The sequence below is a fragment of the Chenggangzhangella methanolivorans genome, from assembly GCF_019797865.1.
In the GTDB taxonomy this organism is placed as follows: Bacteria; Pseudomonadota; Alphaproteobacteria; order Rhizobiales; family Methylopilaceae; genus Methylopila; species Methylopila methanolivorans.
The window spans coordinates 3,946,484-3,963,977 of sequence record NZ_CP081869.1 but is presented as its reverse complement, the minus strand read 5'-3'; the positions used below and the strand labels follow the sequence as shown (position 1 = coordinate 3,963,977).

The 17,494-nt window shown below is 68.7% G+C and carries 19 protein-coding genes and 1 pseudogene; 8 read left to right on the top strand and 12 right to left on the bottom strand.

The window, feature by feature from the left end; genetic code table 11:
- Nucleotides 1-25: 25 nt before the first annotated feature.
- From K6K41_RS20710 to K6K41_RS20675, 8 genes are all read right to left on the bottom strand, one after another.
- The gene (locus K6K41_RS20710; protein WP_261402071.1) at nt 26-1,048 is read right to left on the bottom strand and encodes a vWA domain-containing protein; all 1,023 of its coding nucleotides are present in this window, start codon (nt 1,046-1,048) and stop codon (nt 26-28) included.
- Nucleotides 1,045-2,109: a hypothetical protein gene (locus K6K41_RS20705; protein ID WP_261402070.1), complete on the bottom strand. Its 1,065-nt coding sequence runs from the start codon at nt 2,107-2,109 to the stop codon at nt 1,045-1,047. Before K6K41_RS20705 ends, K6K41_RS20710 begins: the two co-directional genes overlap by 4 nt.
- The gene (locus K6K41_RS20700) at nt 2,109-2,978 is read right to left on the bottom strand and encodes a DUF58 domain-containing protein (RefSeq protein WP_261402069.1); all 870 of its coding nucleotides are present in this window, start codon (nt 2,976-2,978) and stop codon (nt 2,109-2,111) included. The genes K6K41_RS20705 and K6K41_RS20700 overlap by 1 nt, the downstream gene beginning before the upstream one ends.
- Nucleotides 2,975-4,036, bottom strand: coding sequence for an AAA family ATPase (locus tag K6K41_RS20695; RefSeq protein WP_261402068.1), 1,062 nt, complete (start codon nt 4,034-4,036; stop codon nt 2,975-2,977). The genes K6K41_RS20700 and K6K41_RS20695 overlap by 4 nt, the downstream gene beginning before the upstream one ends.
- 224 nt (nt 4,037-4,260) lie before the next feature.
- Nucleotides 4,261-4,569 carry a methanol dehydrogenase [cytochrome c] subunit gene (locus K6K41_RS20690; protein WP_261402067.1) on the bottom strand — a complete coding sequence of 103 codons (309 nt, stop codon included), beginning with the start codon at nt 4,567-4,569 and terminating at the stop codon, nt 4,261-4,263.
- A gap of 101 nt (nt 4,570-4,670) precedes the next feature.
- On the bottom strand, nt 4,671-5,243 hold the full coding sequence (gene moxG / locus K6K41_RS20685) for a cytochrome c(L), periplasmic (protein ID WP_261402066.1): 573 nt from the start codon (nt 5,241-5,243) through the stop codon (nt 4,671-4,673).
- Between the two features lie 46 nt (nt 5,244-5,289).
- On the bottom strand, nt 5,290-6,138 hold the full coding sequence (gene moxJ, locus K6K41_RS20680) for a methanol oxidation system protein MoxJ (protein ID WP_261402065.1): 849 nt from the start codon (nt 6,136-6,138) through the stop codon (nt 5,290-5,292).
- 175 nt (nt 6,139-6,313) lie between these two features.
- Complete coding sequence (locus K6K41_RS20675; protein WP_261402064.1) at nt 6,314-8,209, bottom strand: methanol/ethanol family PQQ-dependent dehydrogenase; 1,896 nt, start codon at nt 8,207-8,209, stop codon at nt 6,314-6,316.
- A 346-nt stretch (nt 8,210-8,555) separates the two neighbouring features.
- Here K6K41_RS20675 and K6K41_RS20670 point away from each other — a divergent pair, with 346 nt between their 5' ends.
- The 8 genes and pseudogenes from K6K41_RS20670 to K6K41_RS20635 all read left to right on the top strand — a co-directional run bounded on the left by K6K41_RS20670 (nt 8,556) and on the right by K6K41_RS20635 (nt 14,119).
- On the top strand, nt 8,556-9,164 hold the full coding sequence (locus K6K41_RS20670; protein ID WP_261402063.1) for a hypothetical protein: 609 nt from the start codon (nt 8,556-8,558) through the stop codon (nt 9,162-9,164).
- 284 nt (nt 9,165-9,448) lie between these two features.
- Nucleotides 9,449-10,123, top strand: a pseudogene (locus K6K41_RS29685) (histidine kinase); the annotation flags it as partial.
- A gap of 82 nt (nt 10,124-10,205) precedes the next feature.
- On the top strand, nt 10,206-10,619 hold the full coding sequence (locus K6K41_RS20660) for an ATP-binding protein (protein WP_261402062.1): 414 nt from the start codon (nt 10,206-10,208) through the stop codon (nt 10,617-10,619).
- Between the two features lie 12 nt (nt 10,620-10,631).
- Nucleotides 10,632-11,285 (top strand): response regulator, encoded by a 654-nt coding sequence (locus tag K6K41_RS20655; RefSeq protein WP_315855066.1) that lies wholly within the window; start codon nt 10,632-10,634, stop codon nt 11,283-11,285.
- 125 nt (nt 11,286-11,410) lie between these two features.
- Nucleotides 11,411-12,397 (top strand): hypothetical protein, encoded by a 987-nt coding sequence (locus tag K6K41_RS20650; protein WP_261402061.1) that lies wholly within the window; start codon nt 11,411-11,413, stop codon nt 12,395-12,397.
- Entirely contained in the window at nt 12,394-12,681 is a 288-nt protein-coding gene (locus K6K41_RS20645; RefSeq protein WP_261402060.1) for a hypothetical protein, read from the top strand. The genes K6K41_RS20650 and K6K41_RS20645 overlap by 4 nt, the downstream gene beginning before the upstream one ends.
- A gap of 217 nt (nt 12,682-12,898) precedes the next feature.
- The gene (locus K6K41_RS20640; RefSeq protein WP_261402059.1) at nt 12,899-13,201 is read left to right on the top strand and encodes an EF-hand domain-containing protein; all 303 of its coding nucleotides are present in this window, start codon (nt 12,899-12,901) and stop codon (nt 13,199-13,201) included.
- Between the two features lie 213 nt (nt 13,202-13,414).
- On the top strand, nt 13,415-14,119 hold the full coding sequence (locus K6K41_RS20635) for a response regulator transcription factor (RefSeq protein ID WP_261402058.1): 705 nt from the start codon (nt 13,415-13,417) through the stop codon (nt 14,117-14,119).
- A 44-nt stretch (nt 14,120-14,163) separates the two neighbouring features.
- Here the strand turns inward: K6K41_RS20635 and K6K41_RS20630 are convergent, their stop codons facing one another.
- The 4 genes from K6K41_RS20630 to K6K41_RS20610 form a co-directional block, all read right to left on the bottom strand.
- Complete coding sequence (locus K6K41_RS20630) at nt 14,164-14,496, bottom strand: DUF2218 domain-containing protein (protein WP_261402057.1); 333 nt, start codon at nt 14,494-14,496, stop codon at nt 14,164-14,166.
- Between the two features lie 79 nt (nt 14,497-14,575).
- Complete coding sequence (locus tag K6K41_RS29680) at nt 14,576-16,480, bottom strand: iron chelate uptake ABC transporter family permease subunit (protein WP_315855065.1); 1,905 nt, start codon at nt 16,478-16,480, stop codon at nt 14,576-14,578.
- The gene (locus K6K41_RS20615) at nt 16,477-16,692 is read right to left on the bottom strand and encodes an ABC transporter substrate-binding protein (protein WP_261402056.1); all 216 of its coding nucleotides are present in this window, start codon (nt 16,690-16,692) and stop codon (nt 16,477-16,479) included. The genes K6K41_RS29680 and K6K41_RS20615 overlap by 4 nt, the downstream gene beginning before the upstream one ends.
- A complete protein-coding gene (locus K6K41_RS20610) occupies nt 16,668-17,408 on the bottom strand; it encodes an ABC transporter substrate-binding protein (protein WP_261405799.1) in 741 nt (246 codons plus the stop codon). The genes K6K41_RS20615 and K6K41_RS20610 overlap by 25 nt, the downstream gene beginning before the upstream one ends.
- Nucleotides 17,409-17,494: the final 86 nt, after the last annotated feature.

Genomic DNA, 17,494 nt, shown 5'->3' with positions numbered 1-17,494 from the left:
GCCAGGCTTTTCAACGCGCCAAGCCTCATGACGCGCTCCTCAGGTCGCGGCCGGCGGCCGGTTCGTCGAGGCGGCGCTCGAGCAGCTTCGCCCCAAGAAGGAGAGCGCTCGCAAGCGCCGCGACCCAGTAGCAGAGCCAGTCGAGGTCCTGCCGCGGGACGGTCTCGAAATAGGTCGTGGGCCGCTGTTCGAGCTGGTCGATCTCCTTGATGGCCGCCGAAACCTCCGCCGCCCCGCGCGCCTCGAAGGCGCGGTAGGGCAGACCGAGCGATTTGAAGAAGATGTCGAGGTGACGCTCGGGATAGGTCTGCGGGACGTCGGGCTCGCCGGGCGGCGGTTTGTCGTAGATCCCCTTGGACCCTTGTGTGCGCAGAAACAGCCAGTAGAGCCGCACCGGATCGCGGGCGGCGGCGTCGCGCAGCGCGTCCTGGACCCGCCGGTCGATCACCGCCGCCCCGTCCGAAACCAGCACCAAAGCCCTGGAGCTCTCGGACGACGCGTCGTCGAACATCGAGAAGGCGAGCGCCAATCCGCGGCCGACGTCGGTGTGGGCGAGGCCCGGCCGGTCGATCGCGGCGATGGCGGCCCGCACCGCCTCGTGGCGGTCGGTCATCGGGACGATGGGCATCGGCGAGGTCGAGAACGCCGCCACCGCCACGCGATCGGCGGGGCGGCGGGCGGCGAAGTCGGTGAGGAGGCGCCGGGCGGCGACGGATTTCGACTCCTCCTTGCCGTCCGGAGAGCGGTTGGCGAAGGTCGAATCCATGCTGGAGGAGCGGTCGAGCAGCAGCACGATGTTGGCGCCTGTCCCCCGGCGCTCGACCACCTGGTCGCGCCGGTGAAGCCCCGCGAGGCCAAGAACCAGAGCGATGAGCGCCAGCGCGCCGAGGACCGACAGCCCGACGCCGATCGCCGCCGACAGCGGGTCGGGCGGCACGACGTCGTCGGAGGGCGCCGGCGACAGCCGCAGCGGCGAGGCCAGGAACGGCAGAGCCCCCAAGGCGAGCAGGAGGAGCGGCCAGAGGTGGTCGAAGCCAAGCGCGCTCACGTGGCGCGTTCCGCGGCGGCGAGCGAGCGCGACAGCGCCACGAGTTCGCTCGCCGGCATGTCGGCGCCCGGCCTGCCGCGCCCGAAGAAGGCGATCCGCGAGGCGTCGAAAAATCTTCTGATTCCAGCATCTTGCTGCTGAAACGACGGGCGGTCGGCGAGGAAGGCCGCGAGGTCTTCGCCCAGGAGCCGCCTGCCCGCCGCCGCGTCGAAGGCGCGGTGGAGGGCGAGCGCGGCGGAGCGCCACCCCTCCTCGCCGCCTCTCGCCGCCCGCGCCACGCTTCGGACGGCGGCCGCGAAGGGCCGCGCCGGGCGCTTGTGGAAGGGCGGCCAGGCGCGCGCGAAGGCGAGCCAGGCGAGCGCGAGCAGCGCGGCGACGCCGGCCGCCGCGACCTTGATCTCAGCCGAACGCAGCGAGGGAAGGCGCGGCGCGGCGTCGGGCCTGAGGCCATAGGCCGAGCCGCCGCCCGCGGTCGCCGCGATCGGGCGCAGCGGCGAGGTGATGAAGCTCCAGCTCGCGCCGTCCGCTTCGACGCGCTTGCCGGCGTCGTCGACCACGACCAGCTTCATGGGCGGCGTGGTCTGCTCGATCGCCTCGAGCGGGGCGTAGAAGGTCTGGTATTCGGCCGAGATCTCGTAGCGCGTCGCGCCGTTCGGACCCTTGCGCTCGGTCGACGAGACCGAACGCAGATCGAGCCAGTAGGTCACCGGCCCCGGCTTCGGCAGCGCCGAGGGATCGAGCCTGAACGGCGGCGCGACGTCGACCCGGGTCTTCAGCGTGAAGACGTCGCCGAGCAGCACGCCGAAGGGTTGGGGCGCGGTCATCGATCGGTCAAGAATCTGGGCGGCGGCGGGGGCCGGAAGCGCGAAAGCGACCGCAAGCGCCGCAGCGGCGACGACGCTGCGCGCTTCGAAATGCCCTGCTGCGGCGGCCTCCCCAGCATGAGGATCGGCGAAGTCTCCGAAATGAGGACAAGGCTTCTTTGCGATCATGCTCCTCACGCCGGGGAGCGGGCCGCAGGGGCGCGTCTCGAAGCGCGCAGCTCTTTCGCCGAACCGCATCACACGCCCCCCGACAGGAGGTGGTCGGCGAAGGCGTCGGGATCGAACCGGTCGACGAGGTCGAAGGCCGGCCGGCCGTGGCGCCGGAACAGCCGGTCGAGCGAGGCGCGGCGCTCGCGGGCGTGGGCGAGCCAGGCCTCGCGCAGCGAACGGCGCATCAGCACCGTGCGGCGGCGTCCGGTCTCCAGATCGCGCGTCTCCACGAGGCCGAAGCGCGGCAGCCGCGTCTCGATCGCGCTCGAGCGGACGACGATCGGCGCGACGTCGTGGCGCCAGAGCCGGCCGAGCAGTTCCTCGATATCCGGCTCCGGCAGCAAGAAGTCCGAGACCACGAAGACGAGCGAACGGCGCTGGGGAAGCTCGTCGAGCATGTCGAGAAGGCCGGCGACGCCCCTGCCCTCGCCGGCGTCCTGCGCGACCTTCCGCCAGATCTCGTCCGGCAGTCCGGCCCGGCGGGTCGCGCGCAGCGCAAGGTCTGCGCGCGGGCGAGGACCGGCCGCGATCATGCCGAAGCGGTCCTGGCTGCGCAGCGCCGCATGGGCGACCGCAGCGCAGAAATCCGCGACCGGGTCCTCGTTCTCGGCTCGGCCGAACGCCATCGAGCCAGAGAGATCCAACGCCACGAAGACGTCGATGCGGGCGCGGTTCTCGAAGCGGCGGACCTTTACGCCGCCGAACGGATCGGTGATCGAGGCGCGCACGTCGATGCGGCGCGCGTCGGGCGCGTCGAGCAGGGAGCCATGGCGAAGGAACGCGCCGTTGAGCCCGGCGCCGAGCGCCCGGTGGATCCCCGGCGCGACCCCGCGCGCCCGGCCGAACAGACGGTAAGGCAGATCGGCGCGTTCGCCGCCGCCGGCCGTCCGCGTCACGGGGCCGGCACCTTGTCGAACGTCTGGCCGCAGAGCGCCCGCACGATGCGCTCGCGGCGGGGCTCGTAGATCGGATCGAGGAAGATGCGGTGCGCCATCACCGGCGCGAACACGGCGCGCACGTCCTCGGGCAGCACCATGTCGCGCCCCTCGAGCCAGGCGCGCACGCGCGCAGCCCGAACGAGCGCGCCGACGCCGCGCGGAGAGCCGCCGGCGAGGATCAGGCGGTCCATGTCGACGCCGTCGATCACGATCCCGGCGCGCGCCGGGGCGCGCAGCGCGTCCCAGAGGGCGAGCACGTAATGCTCGAGCGTCAGGCTCGTGGAGACCGACGTCTGGATGGCGCGGCCCGCTTCGTTCAGGCCGCGATGGTCGAGCACCGCCCTCTTCAGCCCGCCGATGAGACGGTCGACGTCGTGAAAGCGCGGATCGAAGACGAGCTCGCGCCTGATGTCGGCGTCGTGCGGGGTCTCGACCCCGATCTCCATCAGGAAGCGGTCGCGGGCGGCGGCCGGCAGTTCGAACGTCTCTTCCTTCTCGACGCGGTTGCGGTCGGCGAAGACGACGAGATGGGGAAAGCTCCAGTCCTTGCCGAAGGCCGTCACGCTTCGCTCGGCCATCAGGCGCAGCAGAAGCGAGTGCACCTGCGGACGAGCGCGGTTGATCTCGTTGAAGAAGAAGACCGCGAGGTCTTCGCCATGGCGAAGCGCCGGGCCCGGATCGACGCGCGGCTTGCCGGCGTCATCGATATAGGCGGCGTAGAGCATGTCGGTCGGCATCAGGTCGACCGTGCCCTCGATCCGTTCGAACGGCCCGCCGAGAGCATGCGCCACCGCGCGCAGGATCGTGGTCTTGCCGACGCCGACGTCGCCTTCGAGCAGCACATGGCCGCGGGCGAACAGCGCGATGGTGAGCAGACGCACCACATGCGGCTGACCGATCACCGCGCGCGAGACCTCGGCCTCGAAAGCGAGCGCCTTGGCGCGCCAGTCGTCGAGCGAAATGTCCGGGGCGCCGTCGCCGGCGGACCGACGCTCGGCGATCGAGGTGGGGGTCATTGGACCTCGCCCTTTTTCTTCTTGGAAAAGGCGGCCGCCGCGCCGTCCCGCCAGCTTGTGGCGAGGGCTCGGACGACGGCGGCCGTCAGGTGCGCGTCGCCATCCCTTGGGGCGGTCGGAAGACACCCGCCCCGGCGACGAGAGGGCGCGGTCCGCATGGTTTCGCGGACCGCCTGGGATCAGGATGCGACCCGCCGACATGTTTTTCGGACGGGACGCTCATCTCAATTCGAGATCTTCGAGACGTCGTAGACGAACTTGCCGGTCTTGGCGAAGTTCTCGGCGCGCTTGGCGTTACGCTCTTCCATCTGCTTGATCGACTCCGACTGCTTGGCGACCTGCTTGGGGTCATGCTTCGGGTCGTACTTCGAGCCGGTGATCTTCGACTTCTCCGGATAGCCGGGCTTGGGCTCCCAGCAGACGCCGGGCTCCTTGCAGTTGGTGCCGTCATAGGCGAGCGCGGGAGCGGACGCGAAAGCGGCCGTGAGAGCGGCTGCGGCCACGAGGCCGGCGATGCGAGACGTGGTGGTCATGAGTGCGTTTCCTCGTTCTTTCAGACTTCTGGTCGTCCTGCAGTCGTCTGGACGCGGACGTGAGCCGCGCCAGTCCCGCGCCGGCCCCCCGGCGCAGATCCTCAGCCGCCCATCTTGCATTCGGCGGGCGCGTCGGCGCCGGGCTTGGGAGCCGGCTTGCCGTCGTATTTCGCGAGCGTCTTGCGCGCTCCCTCGTCCAGCCATTCGGCCTTGTCCGGAGAGCCGACGTAGAGATGGCGGACCCAGGCCATCACGAGCAGCATCTCGTCGACGTTGACCGAGTTGTACATCGGACCCATCTGGCCGCTCGCGCCGCCGAAGACTGTCTCGAACATGCCCTTGTCGGTCGTGTTCTGCGGATAGGTCCAGTAGTCGTCGTTGAGGCCGGGGCCGATCTTGCCTTCCGCGAGATGTCCGTGGCAGCCCGAGCAGGCCCCGCTGAACAGCTCCTCGCCTTTGGCCAGGCAATCGGGCTTGCCGAGATAGGGGTTCTTGCCGGTCTGCATGAACTCCTTGAACGCGGCGACGTCCTTGCCGTCGGCGGGCGCGTCGTCGAGGTTCAGCGGCTCGCCCGTGACGGTGTTGTTGAGCGAAATGTCCGCCTGCGCCGCAGGGGCGCCGAGCGCGAACAGCAGACAGACGGCTGCTGCGGAAAGAGAGAGACGATCAAGCATAAGAACTCACATCGATAGCTGTGTGGGATGCTGCGCCGACGCCGTTTCAGGCGTTGGGCGGCAGCACGGGCACGCCTTCATCGCTCAGAGCTCGGTCGATCTCGGGCTTGGCCTTGGCGATCGCGGCGTCGAGTTCTGCGCGAAGCTTCTCGTCGTCCTTCCGGACGCCGATCGACTGATCGAAATGCAGCGGGATCTTCAGCCCGTCGGAACGGGCGAAGTCGTCTTCGATCATGGTCATCTTGAGCGGGGTCGAGGCGCCCTTGACGTAGCGGGCGACGTCGGGCGCGAAGGCGATCGCGGCGTCGGCGTCGCCGTTGACGACCTCGCTGACGAGCTTGCCGGCCTCGACCTGGGTGTATTTGTTCCGCTTGTCCTGGAAGTTCACGAGCGACAGGCCGTAGGACACGTTGTCCTCGTATTTGCCGGCCTCCTTGAGGATCAGTTCCGCGGGCGTGGAGAAGCGGACCGCGAAGCGGGTCGCGTCGGTCTTCTCCAGACCCTTCCAGTTCGAGCCGAGCTCCGGGCCGCCTTCGGACTTGGTCACGTAGACATAGCCGGTGCGGTAGATCGGCTTGGTGGCGAGCACGCGCTCGTCGTCGCTGTCGACGCCGAACACGACGTCGCAGAGATTCTTGTCGAGGCCGTCGCGCACCAGATAGATCGCGGCGCGGTCGAACCAGACGAACTCGATCTCGCGGCCCATGGCCTTGGCCACGACGTTCGCGATCCTGTTCTCGAGCCCGTCGCCCTTTTCGGTGGAGTACGGCGCCTCGATCTTGGAGGCGCAGACCTTGAGCGGCTCGGCGGCGGAGGCGCTCTGGGAGGCTGCGAACGGAGCGGCGAGGAGCGCGGCTCCAGTCAGCGCGCGCCGCGCGGTCGAAATGCGGATCATCGGACGTCGTCTCCCTGTGCGCCGTCTGCGGCTTCTCGTCCGGCGTCCGCCGGCGGGCCGTCCTTGTTCGGGCGCGAACCCTTGAATTGCTGATGCTTTGGGGAAGCGGCTCCCGCCGGGCCGGAGCGCGGTCCGGCGGGAGCTCATGCTGGTTTGAGGTCAGGCGGTCAGAGCGTCAGCCGCCCTGCTTGCCCGTCCACTCGCCGACATTGACGTCGTCGTAGGGGTTCTTGCCATTGAGCGAGAAGACCTGCACGCCGCCGCCCATCTGGGTGTAGTTGGCGAGGTTCTTGAACGCGCCCACCGCGCCGAGACCGGCCGTCGGATCGTTCAGGTCGAACACCAGGCCCACGCCCGGCCAGCCGCCCACGCCGTAGTAGATCGCGACGTACTGCACGCCCTTGTGGGTGTAGGTCATCGGGTGACCGATCACGCCGGACGGCAGGCGGTACTTCCAGAGCAGATCGCCGGTGCGGGTGTCGCGAGCCTTGATGAAGCCATCGAGCGTTCCGTAGAACACGATGTTGCCGGCGGTCGCGAGCGTGCCGCCCCACACCGAGAACCGCTCCATCTTCTCCCAGTCGTACTTGTTGTTGATCGCGTCATACGACTTGATCTGACCGAGACCCTCGTAGTTCTGGCGGTCGCCCTTCGGGCCAGGGTACATCCACAGGGTCGCGCCGACGAAGAACTGACCGGCGCGGTACGGGAGCATGAAGGGCTCCCAGTCCATGCAGATGTGGTTGATGCCCATGTAGAAGCGCTGCTTCTCGGGATCGTACGAGTCGTGGCCCTGATTGTGGTAGCCCATCGCCGACGGGCAGATTTCCGTCGCCTTGTGGTCCATGCGGGTCGCGAACTCCGGATCGCGGACCGGGACGCCGGTCTTGAGGTCGACCTGCTTCACCCAGTTGACGGTGTCGTCGAGCTTGTCGGCCGAGATGAGCGTGCCGTCCTCGCGGTCGAGCGTGTAGACGATGCCGTTGCGGTCCGGGTGGGTCAGGAGCTTGCGCAGCTTGCCGGTCTTGTCCTTCTGCTCCGAGAGCATCATGACGTTGACGCCGGCGTAGTCCCATTCGTCATGCGGCGTCTTCTGGTAGCCGAATTTGGCCTCGCCGGTGTCGATGTCGCGACCCCAGATGGTCATCGTCCACTTGTTGTCGCCCGGACGCATGGTCTCGTTCCACGGGGCCGGGTTGCCCGAGCCGTAGTAGAAGAGGTTGGTGTCCGGGTCATAGGCGTACCAGCCCCAGTTGGTGCCGCCGCCGATCTTCCAGGCGTCGCCTTCCCAGGTCTTGTTCGTGCCGAGGCCGAACTGGCCGTAATGCGGGTTCTTCGAGTTGAAGTCCTTGGCGAGCTTGACCTCGTCGTCCGGGCCGGTGGCGTAGGCGCGCCACTTCTGGGCGCCGGTCTTCACGTCGTAGGCGGTGACGTAGCCGCGCACGCCGAGCTCTGCGCCCGAGGAGCCGACCAGCACCGTGTCCTTGATGACGTAGGGCGCGATCGTAAGGGTGGAGCCGACCTTGATGTCGGAGTTCTCCATCTTCCAGACCTCGGCGCCGGTGTCGGCGTCGAGCGCCACGATGTGGCCGTCGAGCTGGGTCTTCAGGATGCGCGCGCCGGTCTTGCCGTCGCCCGGCCAGTAGGCGAGGCCGCGGTTGACGACGTCGCAGCACGCGACCGCGCGGGCGGTCGGAGCCTGCTTGGGCTTGTGCTGCCAAAGGATCTTGCCCGGCTCGTTGAGGTCGAGCGCGAAGGTCGGGTTCGGGAACGCCCCGTGCACGTACATCTTGTCGCCGATGACGAGCGGCGTGCCCTCATGGCCGTGAAGCACGCCGGTGGAAAACGCCCAGGCCGGACGAAGACCCTTGACGTTCTCGGCGTTGATCTGCGTCGCCTTGGAGTAGTTCTGAGCTTTGTAGGTCTTGCCGGTCATCGGCCAGTTTTCTTCGCTGTTCGACAGCTCGACGAGCTTGTCGTTCGCGAAGGCGGGGAGAATGCTTCCCGCCACGCCGATCGCCGCAGCGGCCGTCAGCGTGAACGCCGAGACGGACGTTCGAAGTTTTGTCATCTGAAACCCCTTGCGTTTCCCAGTCTTCTTCTGCGGCGCCGGTCCGTCAGGGCGGACTGTAGGGCGCTCTGCGACGCGCGGACCCGAGGCGATCAGGTCGCGAAGTTTTTCTTTACGCCGTGCGGGCTTATTGCGTTTCGCAGTGCCTCAACTGTTCACAATCGACCGGATGCTGTCTTGATCCAAAGTGGAAAAAGCAGTCGGGAACTTTTGGCATGGCGGGCGCCGGGAGCCGGCAGTAAGGTGAGGACCAATGTCATTCTAAGAAAAAGATAACAAACACAGAATGCTAACAAGCTGGCGGGGATGCAGGGGTCAAGGTCGGCGCGCTTGCCGGAGCGCGCGTTTGCTGCAAGGTGAGAGACATGAAGTTCGCCCCATCATAAATATAAAGTCGCAGAAAATGCCGGTCAGCAATCAAACGACACAATATTCGCTTATTAATAGGCTGTGGCCGGTGGTTTTCGCGGCCGCGCTTCTGGGCGCCTGCGACGAGCCAGCGCCCACGCCGGACAGGCAGGCGTCGTCCGCGCCGAAGACCGAAGCCTTCTCGATCGCGGGCCGGAGATGGCTCGACATCAAGGACGACGTCTCGCCCGCGGTCTGGCTCGCAAGCCGCGAAGCCGGACGCGACGTCGCCCCGGGCGATCCGGCCGCCGCCTCGTTCCGCGCCCTCCTGCAGGAAGCGGACGCGCGGTTCTCCGAAGGCCCGCGGATGATCGCCAACCGCGCCGTTCAGGTGGAGGCGATGCTGGCGGAGCGCGGGGTCACGGAAACCGCGCGCGACGTGATCGACGGCCTCGTCGCCATCGGCCAGCTCGGCGAACGGGCCGGGTTCGGCGAGACCTGCCAGCACTACGTCAACGCCCGCGCCGCAAGCGGTTCGCGCGTGGCGGCTCTGGACGCCCTGCGCCGCCAGCCGCTGCCGCAGGCGACCGGGGCCGACGAGCGGTGACCGCGGTGACGGCGGGCGACCTGCGCCATCCGTTCGAGCGAGCGCTCGCGCGCACCGGGCTCGTCGCGGGCGTCTCGCTCAGGACGCGGATCCTCGTGCTGCTCGCCGGCGTCAACCTCGCCTGCGCGGGCGCGGCCGCGGTCGTCACCGTGCTGAACGCGCGCGAGGCCACCCGCACCGAGATCTCCTCCTCGCTCGACACCGCGAGCCGGCTCGTTCGCGAGACGGTCACGCGCCTCGAGCGCGACGTCGGCCGGCTGCGCACCATCGCCGATCTCCAGACCATGCTGCCGGCGGTCCGCCACGCGCAGATCGTCGTGAAGGACGGAGAGGGCCGCCAGATCGCCTCGCGCGATCTCCACGCGCTGCGTGACGGGTCGGACGGCGACGACCTGCCGGGCTGGTTTTCGCGGCTCATCGAGCCCGCGCCCTCTTCGGTCTCGATCCCCGTGCTGATCCGGGGCGAAGCCGCGGGATCTGCGGTCGTCTACGGCGACGCCTCCGACGAGATCGCCGAAGTGTGGGACGACCTGTTCTCGCTCGCGGTCCTGTTCGTCGTCCTGAACGGCCTTGCGCTCGGCGTGTTCGCGGTGCTGCTCGGGCGGGTGCTCGCGCCGCTGGCCAAGCTCGCGGACGGCATGACGGATTTGCGGGTCGGCCGGCTCGACCGCCGGCTGGAGACGCCCAAGAGCCGCGAGCTCGCCTCGATCGTCGAGCGCTTCAACGCGCTCGGCCAGACGTTGGCGGCCGAGCGCGCCACCAACGGTCGCATGTCCTGGCGGATGGTGACGCTGCAGGACGACGAGCGTCGCCAGATCGCCAAGGAGCTTCACGACGAGCTCGGACCTTGCCTGTTCGGGCTGCGTTCGAACCTCTCCTCGCTCGAGCGCGAGCTCGCCGCCAACGCCCCGCAGCCGAGCCCCGCGGCGATGGAGCGCCTCGCTTCCATGACCGACCTCGCCGAGCGTCTGTCGGACATGAACCGGCGGCTGCTCGTTCGGCTTCGGCCGATGGCGCTGGGCGCCTCCCCTCACCGACGTCGTGGCGGGCCTGATCGCCGATTTCACCCGCCATCACCCGGAACGTCGATTCGAGCTTGTGGCCCGCAGGCTCGCCCGCAGTTACGGGGAGGCCGTCGATCTCACCGTCTATCGCGCGGTGCAGGAAGGCGTGACCAACGCCATCCGCCACGCCGCCTGCGCGCGCGTCGCGGTGACGATCGAGCAGGGAAAGGACTTCACCGGCGCCGACGTCGTGCTCGTCCGGGTGGTCGACGACGGCGGCGGCGTCACCGAGCCCGCGCCCGCAGGCTTTGGCCTCATCGGACTCGGCGAACGCCTGCGCGCGCTCGGCGGCAGCTTTCATCTCCACAACGTCTCGGAAGGCGCCGCGCTCGACGTCGTGGTGCCGCTCACGCACTCCTCCGCCCGGCGGCTCGCGGCTGCGCCCCAGTAAGGACCGAACGCCATGGCCACGGCTCTCGTCATAGACGACCACCCGATCGTGCTGGAAGGCTGCCGGCGCGTCCTGCTCGACGCCGGCTTCGAGGACGTGCTCGAGGCGGCCGCGCCGCTGGAAGGCTTCCGGCTGTATCGGCGCGCGCGGCCGAGCCTCGTGATCGTCGACCTCGCGATCCGCGGCGCGGGGCTCGCCGGCCTGTCGCTGATCCGGCGGCTGCGCCTCAACGACGACCGGACCCCCATCCTGGTGTTCTCGATGCACAGCGACCCGGTCATCGCCTGGCGGGCGCTGAAGGCCGGCGCGACGGGGTTTCTCGCCAAGGACACCGGCCCGAAGACGCTGCTCGAGGCGGTCGAGCGGGTCCGGCGCAACCAGCCCTACATCGCCCACGACATGGCCGTGCAGGTCGCGCTGCTCGGCTCGCGCGGGCGCGCAGAGCAGGCGGAGCTCACCTCACGCGAGCTCCAGACCCTGTCGCTGCTCGGCGAGGGCCGGTCCTACGCCCAGATCGCGGACTCGCTCGGCGTCAGCTACAAGACCGTCGCCAACACCTGCTCGAAACCTCAAGGACAAGCTCAACGCCGGAAGCCTGCAGGATCTCGTGCGGCTCGCCGTGATGCATCAGGTTTCGCAGTAACCGGCGCCAAGCACAATTCTTGAGATTATTATTTTATTTTTGTCTCGTGAGCAGAATTGCTTATGAAGTTCATATATTTTGCGTTGCAAAATAACTTTGCCGCGCGCAGGATCGCTCTACTCTCCTGTTTCGAAGGGAGCGTCCGGGCATGGCGCCATCGTCGCGTGGCACGATCGTGGGTCTGGCTGTCGCGTCCGGTCTCGGGCTTGCGGCGATCGGCGGCTTCATAAGCGGCGAAGCGCGCGAGACCGGCCGGCTCGGCGCAAGCCGCTTCGCCACCTCCGAGGCGGAGGCCGCGGCGCGCCAGGCCTGCGCCTCGAACGCGCCCTTCGTGGTCCTCGACACGTTCGGGGTGTTCAAGCCCGCCAATGTCGAGGAAGCGTCGCCCGAGCCGGGCGACGAGCGGCCGCGACGCCTTCTCCACGGGGACATTGTGGCCGCGATCGCCGAGGCCTCCCATCCCGGCGCGATCGCGTACCAGACCGATCCGAGGTTCAACGTCCGCAGCCTCGTGGCGGACTTCGGCCGTCTCGCCCGCGACGTCGAAAGCGGGCGGATCGCCAAGCCCGCAGCGGTGGTCTCCTCGATCGTGCTGCCGGTCGACCTCGCGCAGGTCAATGCGCGGCTGCGGGTCGACCGCCCGTTCGACCAGTCGAACGTTCTGGCGCGCAAACGCGAGGTGCTCGAGGCGCTGAGCGAGAGCCACGGCGCCCAAAACCCCTACGCGCAGATCGACGGGGAGATGGCGCGGCTGCGCAAGGCCGGCGTGCCGGTGTTCGTCGCGGCTGGAAACACCGGTCCAGACCAGACGGTCAACGCGCTCGCGCTGAGCGAAGGAGTCTATGCGGTCGGCTCGCTCGACCGCGACGGCGCGCGGACGACCTACACCAGCGCGCCGGGCCTCGTCTCGATCTGGAGCCCGGGCTTCGTCGTGCTCACGGACGCGCCAGGCGGCCTCAGCGTCAGCGGCGGGCTCAACGTCGAGCTCAAGGGCGCGGACCTGCCCGAGCAGCGCGCCGTGATCGCCCGCTACGGCGGCAAGCGCGCGGCCGACGTCGCGCTGCGGCCGCCGTCGGAGCTGCGCCAGATCCGGAGCCCGGGCCGTCGCGCCAACGGCAGCGGTTTCTCGCGATGACGCTCGAACACGGCGTCTACCGCACCGAGGACCTGATGGCGGCCTACGGTTATCCGGAAAGCTCCGGCACCTTTGCGCGCGCGGTGGCCGACGGCCCCTACATGCATTTCCCGACCGACACGATCTTCCGCGCAACCGTCGACGGCGCGCTGTCGTTCGATCCGATCGGCGACCGCTCCGAGGGGCAGTTGCAGGTCGCGGACGCGACGTCTTTCGCGGCGCCCAACGTCTGCGCCAAGAAGCTCTTCCCGACCCGCGTCGCTTCCGCGGCTGGGATGAACTGACTTCGTGGCTACAGCGAAGTCGTAGAATAAAATTACCTTAAGAACGGGCACCCCATATCAACGCGCCGAAGCAACTCTTCCAATAATCCCAAAACAGTTGGGCAGTTTTCCCATTGCGAAAACGTCGCACCGAGCGTGCGATAGGTCGCCGCATCTGATGCGGCATGACCGTCGCCCGGCAGAGGCGGCTTAGAAGCAAAACATGTGAGGGAACGCAATGAGAAAAACGCTGCTCGCCGCCGCGGCGCTGGTGACGCTCTCCGGCGCGGTCGCGGTCGCGGCCGACTGGCCCGCTTTCGACAAACTCGACACCAACGGCAACGGCGTGATCGACCGTATCGAATACCAGAAGAACGTCGGCGCGCTGAAGATCGAATATGCGCCGAACTTCGCCGCCATGGACGAAGACAGCAACAACGGCGTCGACGAAGACGAGTGGAAGGCCGCGCAGAAGCTGACGACCAGCTATACGGCGCGCTGCCGGGAGGCGTCGGCGTCTTGGTGCAAGGACGCGAAATAGCCTTTCCCCGACGTCCCGAGGCCGGGCCGACCGAAGCCCGGCCTCGGAAGCCGGATAACTCGCGTCGCCGCAGCCAGGACCGGCGACATGACATGATCAGCGGCGGCGCTGCGAATCCGATTATTATTACGATCATAAAATAAAACGAGAGATTACGGGCCACTATACTTATTTATATTGCAGCTTGAGCGACCAGAGCTTCTTATGGGCGCAATGACAGTCACAATCATCGCGCTCGAGGGCAGCACGTCCGGATTTCTTGCGGACGCGCTCGCGCAGGAAGGCTTCTCCGCGAGCCTGACGGCCGAGTTCGAAACCGCGCCCGTGGCGCAAGCCGTCCTCGTGCTCGTCGGGACGATGTCGGCGGACGCGCTCTCGGTGATCTCCGAACTCAGGATCCGCCGCCCCTCCACGCCCCAGATGGTCGTCTGCGACCACGACGACGTCGATGCGCGGATCGCCGCCTACGAGGCCGGCGCGGACGACTGTCTGTCGCGGCCGTTCCATTTCCGCGAGTTCGTCGCCAAGCTGCGCGCCCTCCAGCGCCGCGCCGCCCGGGGCGCCGCGGTTCCGCTGCTGCCCCCCTCGCCCGCCGTCATCGACCTGGCCTCGCTCGAACTGAGAAGCGGCGACCGGGTCTGCCGGCTGACCAAGCGTGAGGCTGACCTGCTCGTCACGCTCGGACGCGCCGCCGGCGGCGTGGTCCGGCGGGAGGACGTGCTGCGCGACGCCTGGGGCGCGCCGCCTGGCGTGTCGGGCAATCTCGTCGACGTCTATGTCGGCTACGCCCGGCGCAAGCTCTCGGACATCGAAGCCGGCGTCGAGATCAAGTCGGTCCGCGGCGAAGGCTTTCAGCTGGCTGCGCGAAGACCCTCGCGCGCGAGGCCGCAGGCCCCGGCCTCAGCGCGATCGACGTGACCGTCGCCGGACCGGCGTCCGGCGGCGGTCGCACCCCCCGCGCTTCACCCGTGAGGCTGGTCTTCGGGCGGCTCGGGCGCCACCGGGACGCCTTGCGCATCCGTCCAGTCGAACGTCAGATCTTCACGGAAAGCGAAGCGGCGAAGATGCTCCTCCACCACCTTCTGGAGACGGGGCGCATCGCCCGGATCGACGGCGGAGACCACGACCGTCAGGCTGTCGTCCGTCGCGTCCATCTCGCAGCGGCCCATCGGCAGGGAGATCTCGCCATGGGCGGGCGTGAACGCGACCTCGAACTTGTGGCTCCAGTGCTTGCACAATTGCTGCAGCATCCGGCTGCCCGACGGGGTGACGACGATGGCGCGGCGCTGATCCATGACGAATTTCTCTTTTGCTTCAATATTTAACGATCAGTCTAAACCTGTGGAGCGGATCGACGAGAACCGAACCGACAGATCAGCCATCTCGATCCGGGACGCCTGACGCGGCGGAGACAGCAGGCGCGTCCACCATGACATGGAGACGACCGCGCGAGCAGCGCTCGACGCGCGCCTCAACCCGGTAGACAGCCGAAAGCACCGCCGGCGACAAGGCCTGATCGGGCGAACCCTCGGCCGCCACCGCGCCCCGGTCCAGCACGACGAGATGGTCGGCCCAGGACGCCGCGAGCGTCAGGTCGTGCAGCACGACCACCACGATCCGGCCCTCCCGCGCGAGCGCGCGCACGATCGTCATCACGTCGAGCTGGTGGCGCAGGTCGAGCGCGCTGGTGGGCTCGTCGAGCAGGAGAAGGTGCGGCGCGCGCGCGATCGCCTGGGCGAGGCTCGCAAGCTGCCGCTGGCCGCCCGACAGCCGCCCGATCCCCTCCATCGCGAGGTCGAGGATGTCGAGGCGATCGAGCACCTCGACGGCGCGGCGGCGGGTCTCGGGGCTGCTTCCGTCGAGGTCGGCGAGCGGCGAGGCCTTGAGCGCGCCGATCACGCCTTCGAGCACCGAAAGCTCGGCGTTCTGCGGCAGCGTCTGGGGCATGAAGGCGACATGGCCGGCGCGTTCGGCGAGCGAGAGCGCGGAGAGGTCGAGATCGCCGAGCCGGATGGAGCCGGACGCCGGCACGAGGCCCGCGAGGCTGCGCAGCAGCGTGGACTTGCCGGCCGCGTTCGGGCCGACGAGCGCCGTCACCTTGCCGGGCTCGAGCGGGGCGAACGTCAGGTCCTTGAGCACCGGGCGGTTGCGATAGCCGGCGCTCAGCCCCGAGACCTTGAGCGATCGCGCGCCGTCGGTCACAGCCGCTCCCCGCCGCCGGAAGATCAGCGCGAAGAAGACGGGCAGGCCGACGAGCGAGGTCACGATGCCGATCGGGATGATGACGCCCGGCATGATCGCCTTGCTGGCGAGGTCGGCGAGCGACATCACGGCCGCGCCCGTTAGCGCGCTCGCGGGCAGGAAGAAGCGATGGTCCTCGCCGATGAGCAGGCGCGCGATGTGCGGACCGACGAGCCCGATGAAACCGATGGTTCCCACGAAGGCGACCGCGGTCGCGGCCAGAAGGCTGACGCGCAGCAGCGAGAAGAACCGCAGCCGGGCGACGTCGACGCCGAAGCTTCGGGCGCGGTCCTCGCCAAGCCGCAGCGCGGTGAGCTTCCACGACGCGCCGACCGAGAACGGCGCGGTGACGAGGATCACGAGGGCCAGGATCGTGATCGACTCCCAGTTGGCGCGGCCGAGGCTTCCCATGCCCCAGAACACGAGCTGCTGGACCGCCTGGGCCGAGGCGACGAACTGGAGGAGGCCCACCAACGCGTTGAAGGTGAAGACCAGCGCAATGCCGAACATCACGAGGCTGTCCGGCCCGCCGCCGCGGATGCGGGTGAGGCTCTGCAGCAGCAGGACCGAGCCGAAGGCGAACAGGAAGGCGTTGCCGGTGACGATCCAGCTCGCCGGCACGCCCGGCAGGCCGACGCCGAGGATGATGGCGAGCGCCGCGCCGAGCGAGGCCGCCGACGAGACGCCGAGCGTGAAGGGGCTCGCCAGCGGATTGTTGAGGATGGTCTGCATCTCCGCGCCCGCGAGCGACAGCGCGATCCCGACCAGCACCGCCATGACGGCGGGCTGGATCCGCACGTTCCAGACGATGGCGAGGGTGCTGCGGCTCGCCTCGCCAGGCCTCAGGATCGCCTGGATCGTCTCGGCGATCCCGAGGCTGGACGGGCCGGTCGCGAGATCGAACAGGAACGAGACGAAGAGCACGGCGGCGAGCACGGCCACGATGACGACGCGGCGCAAGGTCCGCCGCTCGTAGGCCGCGAGCACGGCCTCGCGTCTGCCGGCGCGGTCGTCAAGCTGGGCGGCGTCGGGGCTCACGGGGCGGTCCCGGAAGACGTCTCGGACGGGGCGTCGAGGCTCGCCCAGAACGATCCTTTGAGCGGCCTCGCGAGGAAGCGGCCGTTGATCTCGTCGAGGCTCTTCTGCGGGTCGATGTCGGCGAACAGGGTCGGGTGTCTCCACTTGGCGAAGAGCTCGACCGCCAGAACGTTGAGCGGCGAGCGCATCAGCGTGGTGTCGATCGCGTGCACGCGGCGCTCGCGACGGCCGCGAGACCGTCGAGGCCGGGCTGACGGGTCGTCGCTTCGAGCCGCGCAAGCGTCTGTTCGCGGGTCCGCTCCGGCCCGAACAGGGATTCGGCCCAGAACGACCAGTCGGTCGCCACGAAAATATCCGGGTCGCTCTCGATCACGGCCTCGAGGCTGAGCTGGCCGACCATGCCGGGCAGCTTGTCCTCGGCGATGTTCCGGACGCGCAGCATGTCGAAGAACGGCGACATGAAGCCCTTGGCGAAGGACCAGCAACAGGTTCCGTCGGCCGATCGCCTGTAGATCATGAGCTTTGGGCGCGCGGGCTTTTCCGCCGCGAGCCGCTCGACGATGGTCGCGATGCGGCGGCGATGGAAGTCGGCGAACGCGGCGGCCTGTTTCTCCGCCCCGATCGCGGCGCCGACGAGCTCGATGCTCGGGATCGTGTTCCTGGCCGGGTCGACGAAGAAATCGACATAGAGCACCGGCACGCCCGCGGCCGCGAAGGCGCGCTCCACCGCGTCCTGCTGTCCGGGGCCGGCGAGCGTGGCGATCAGAAGGTCGGGCTTCAGCGCGAGCGCCGTCTCGACCGCGAACGTGCCGAACGACATCGTGCCGAGGCGGGGCTTTCCGGCGAGGTCCTGCTCCGCCTCGAACTGGCCCCGGCTCTCGGTGGCCCCGACGCCGACGACGAGATCGGCCGCGTCGCGACTGAGCAGCGCAAGCGCCGGATAATAGCCCGGCGCCTCGACGATGATCCGTTTTGCGGGACCCGCGATCTCGACCTGCCGTCCCGGCGACGTCC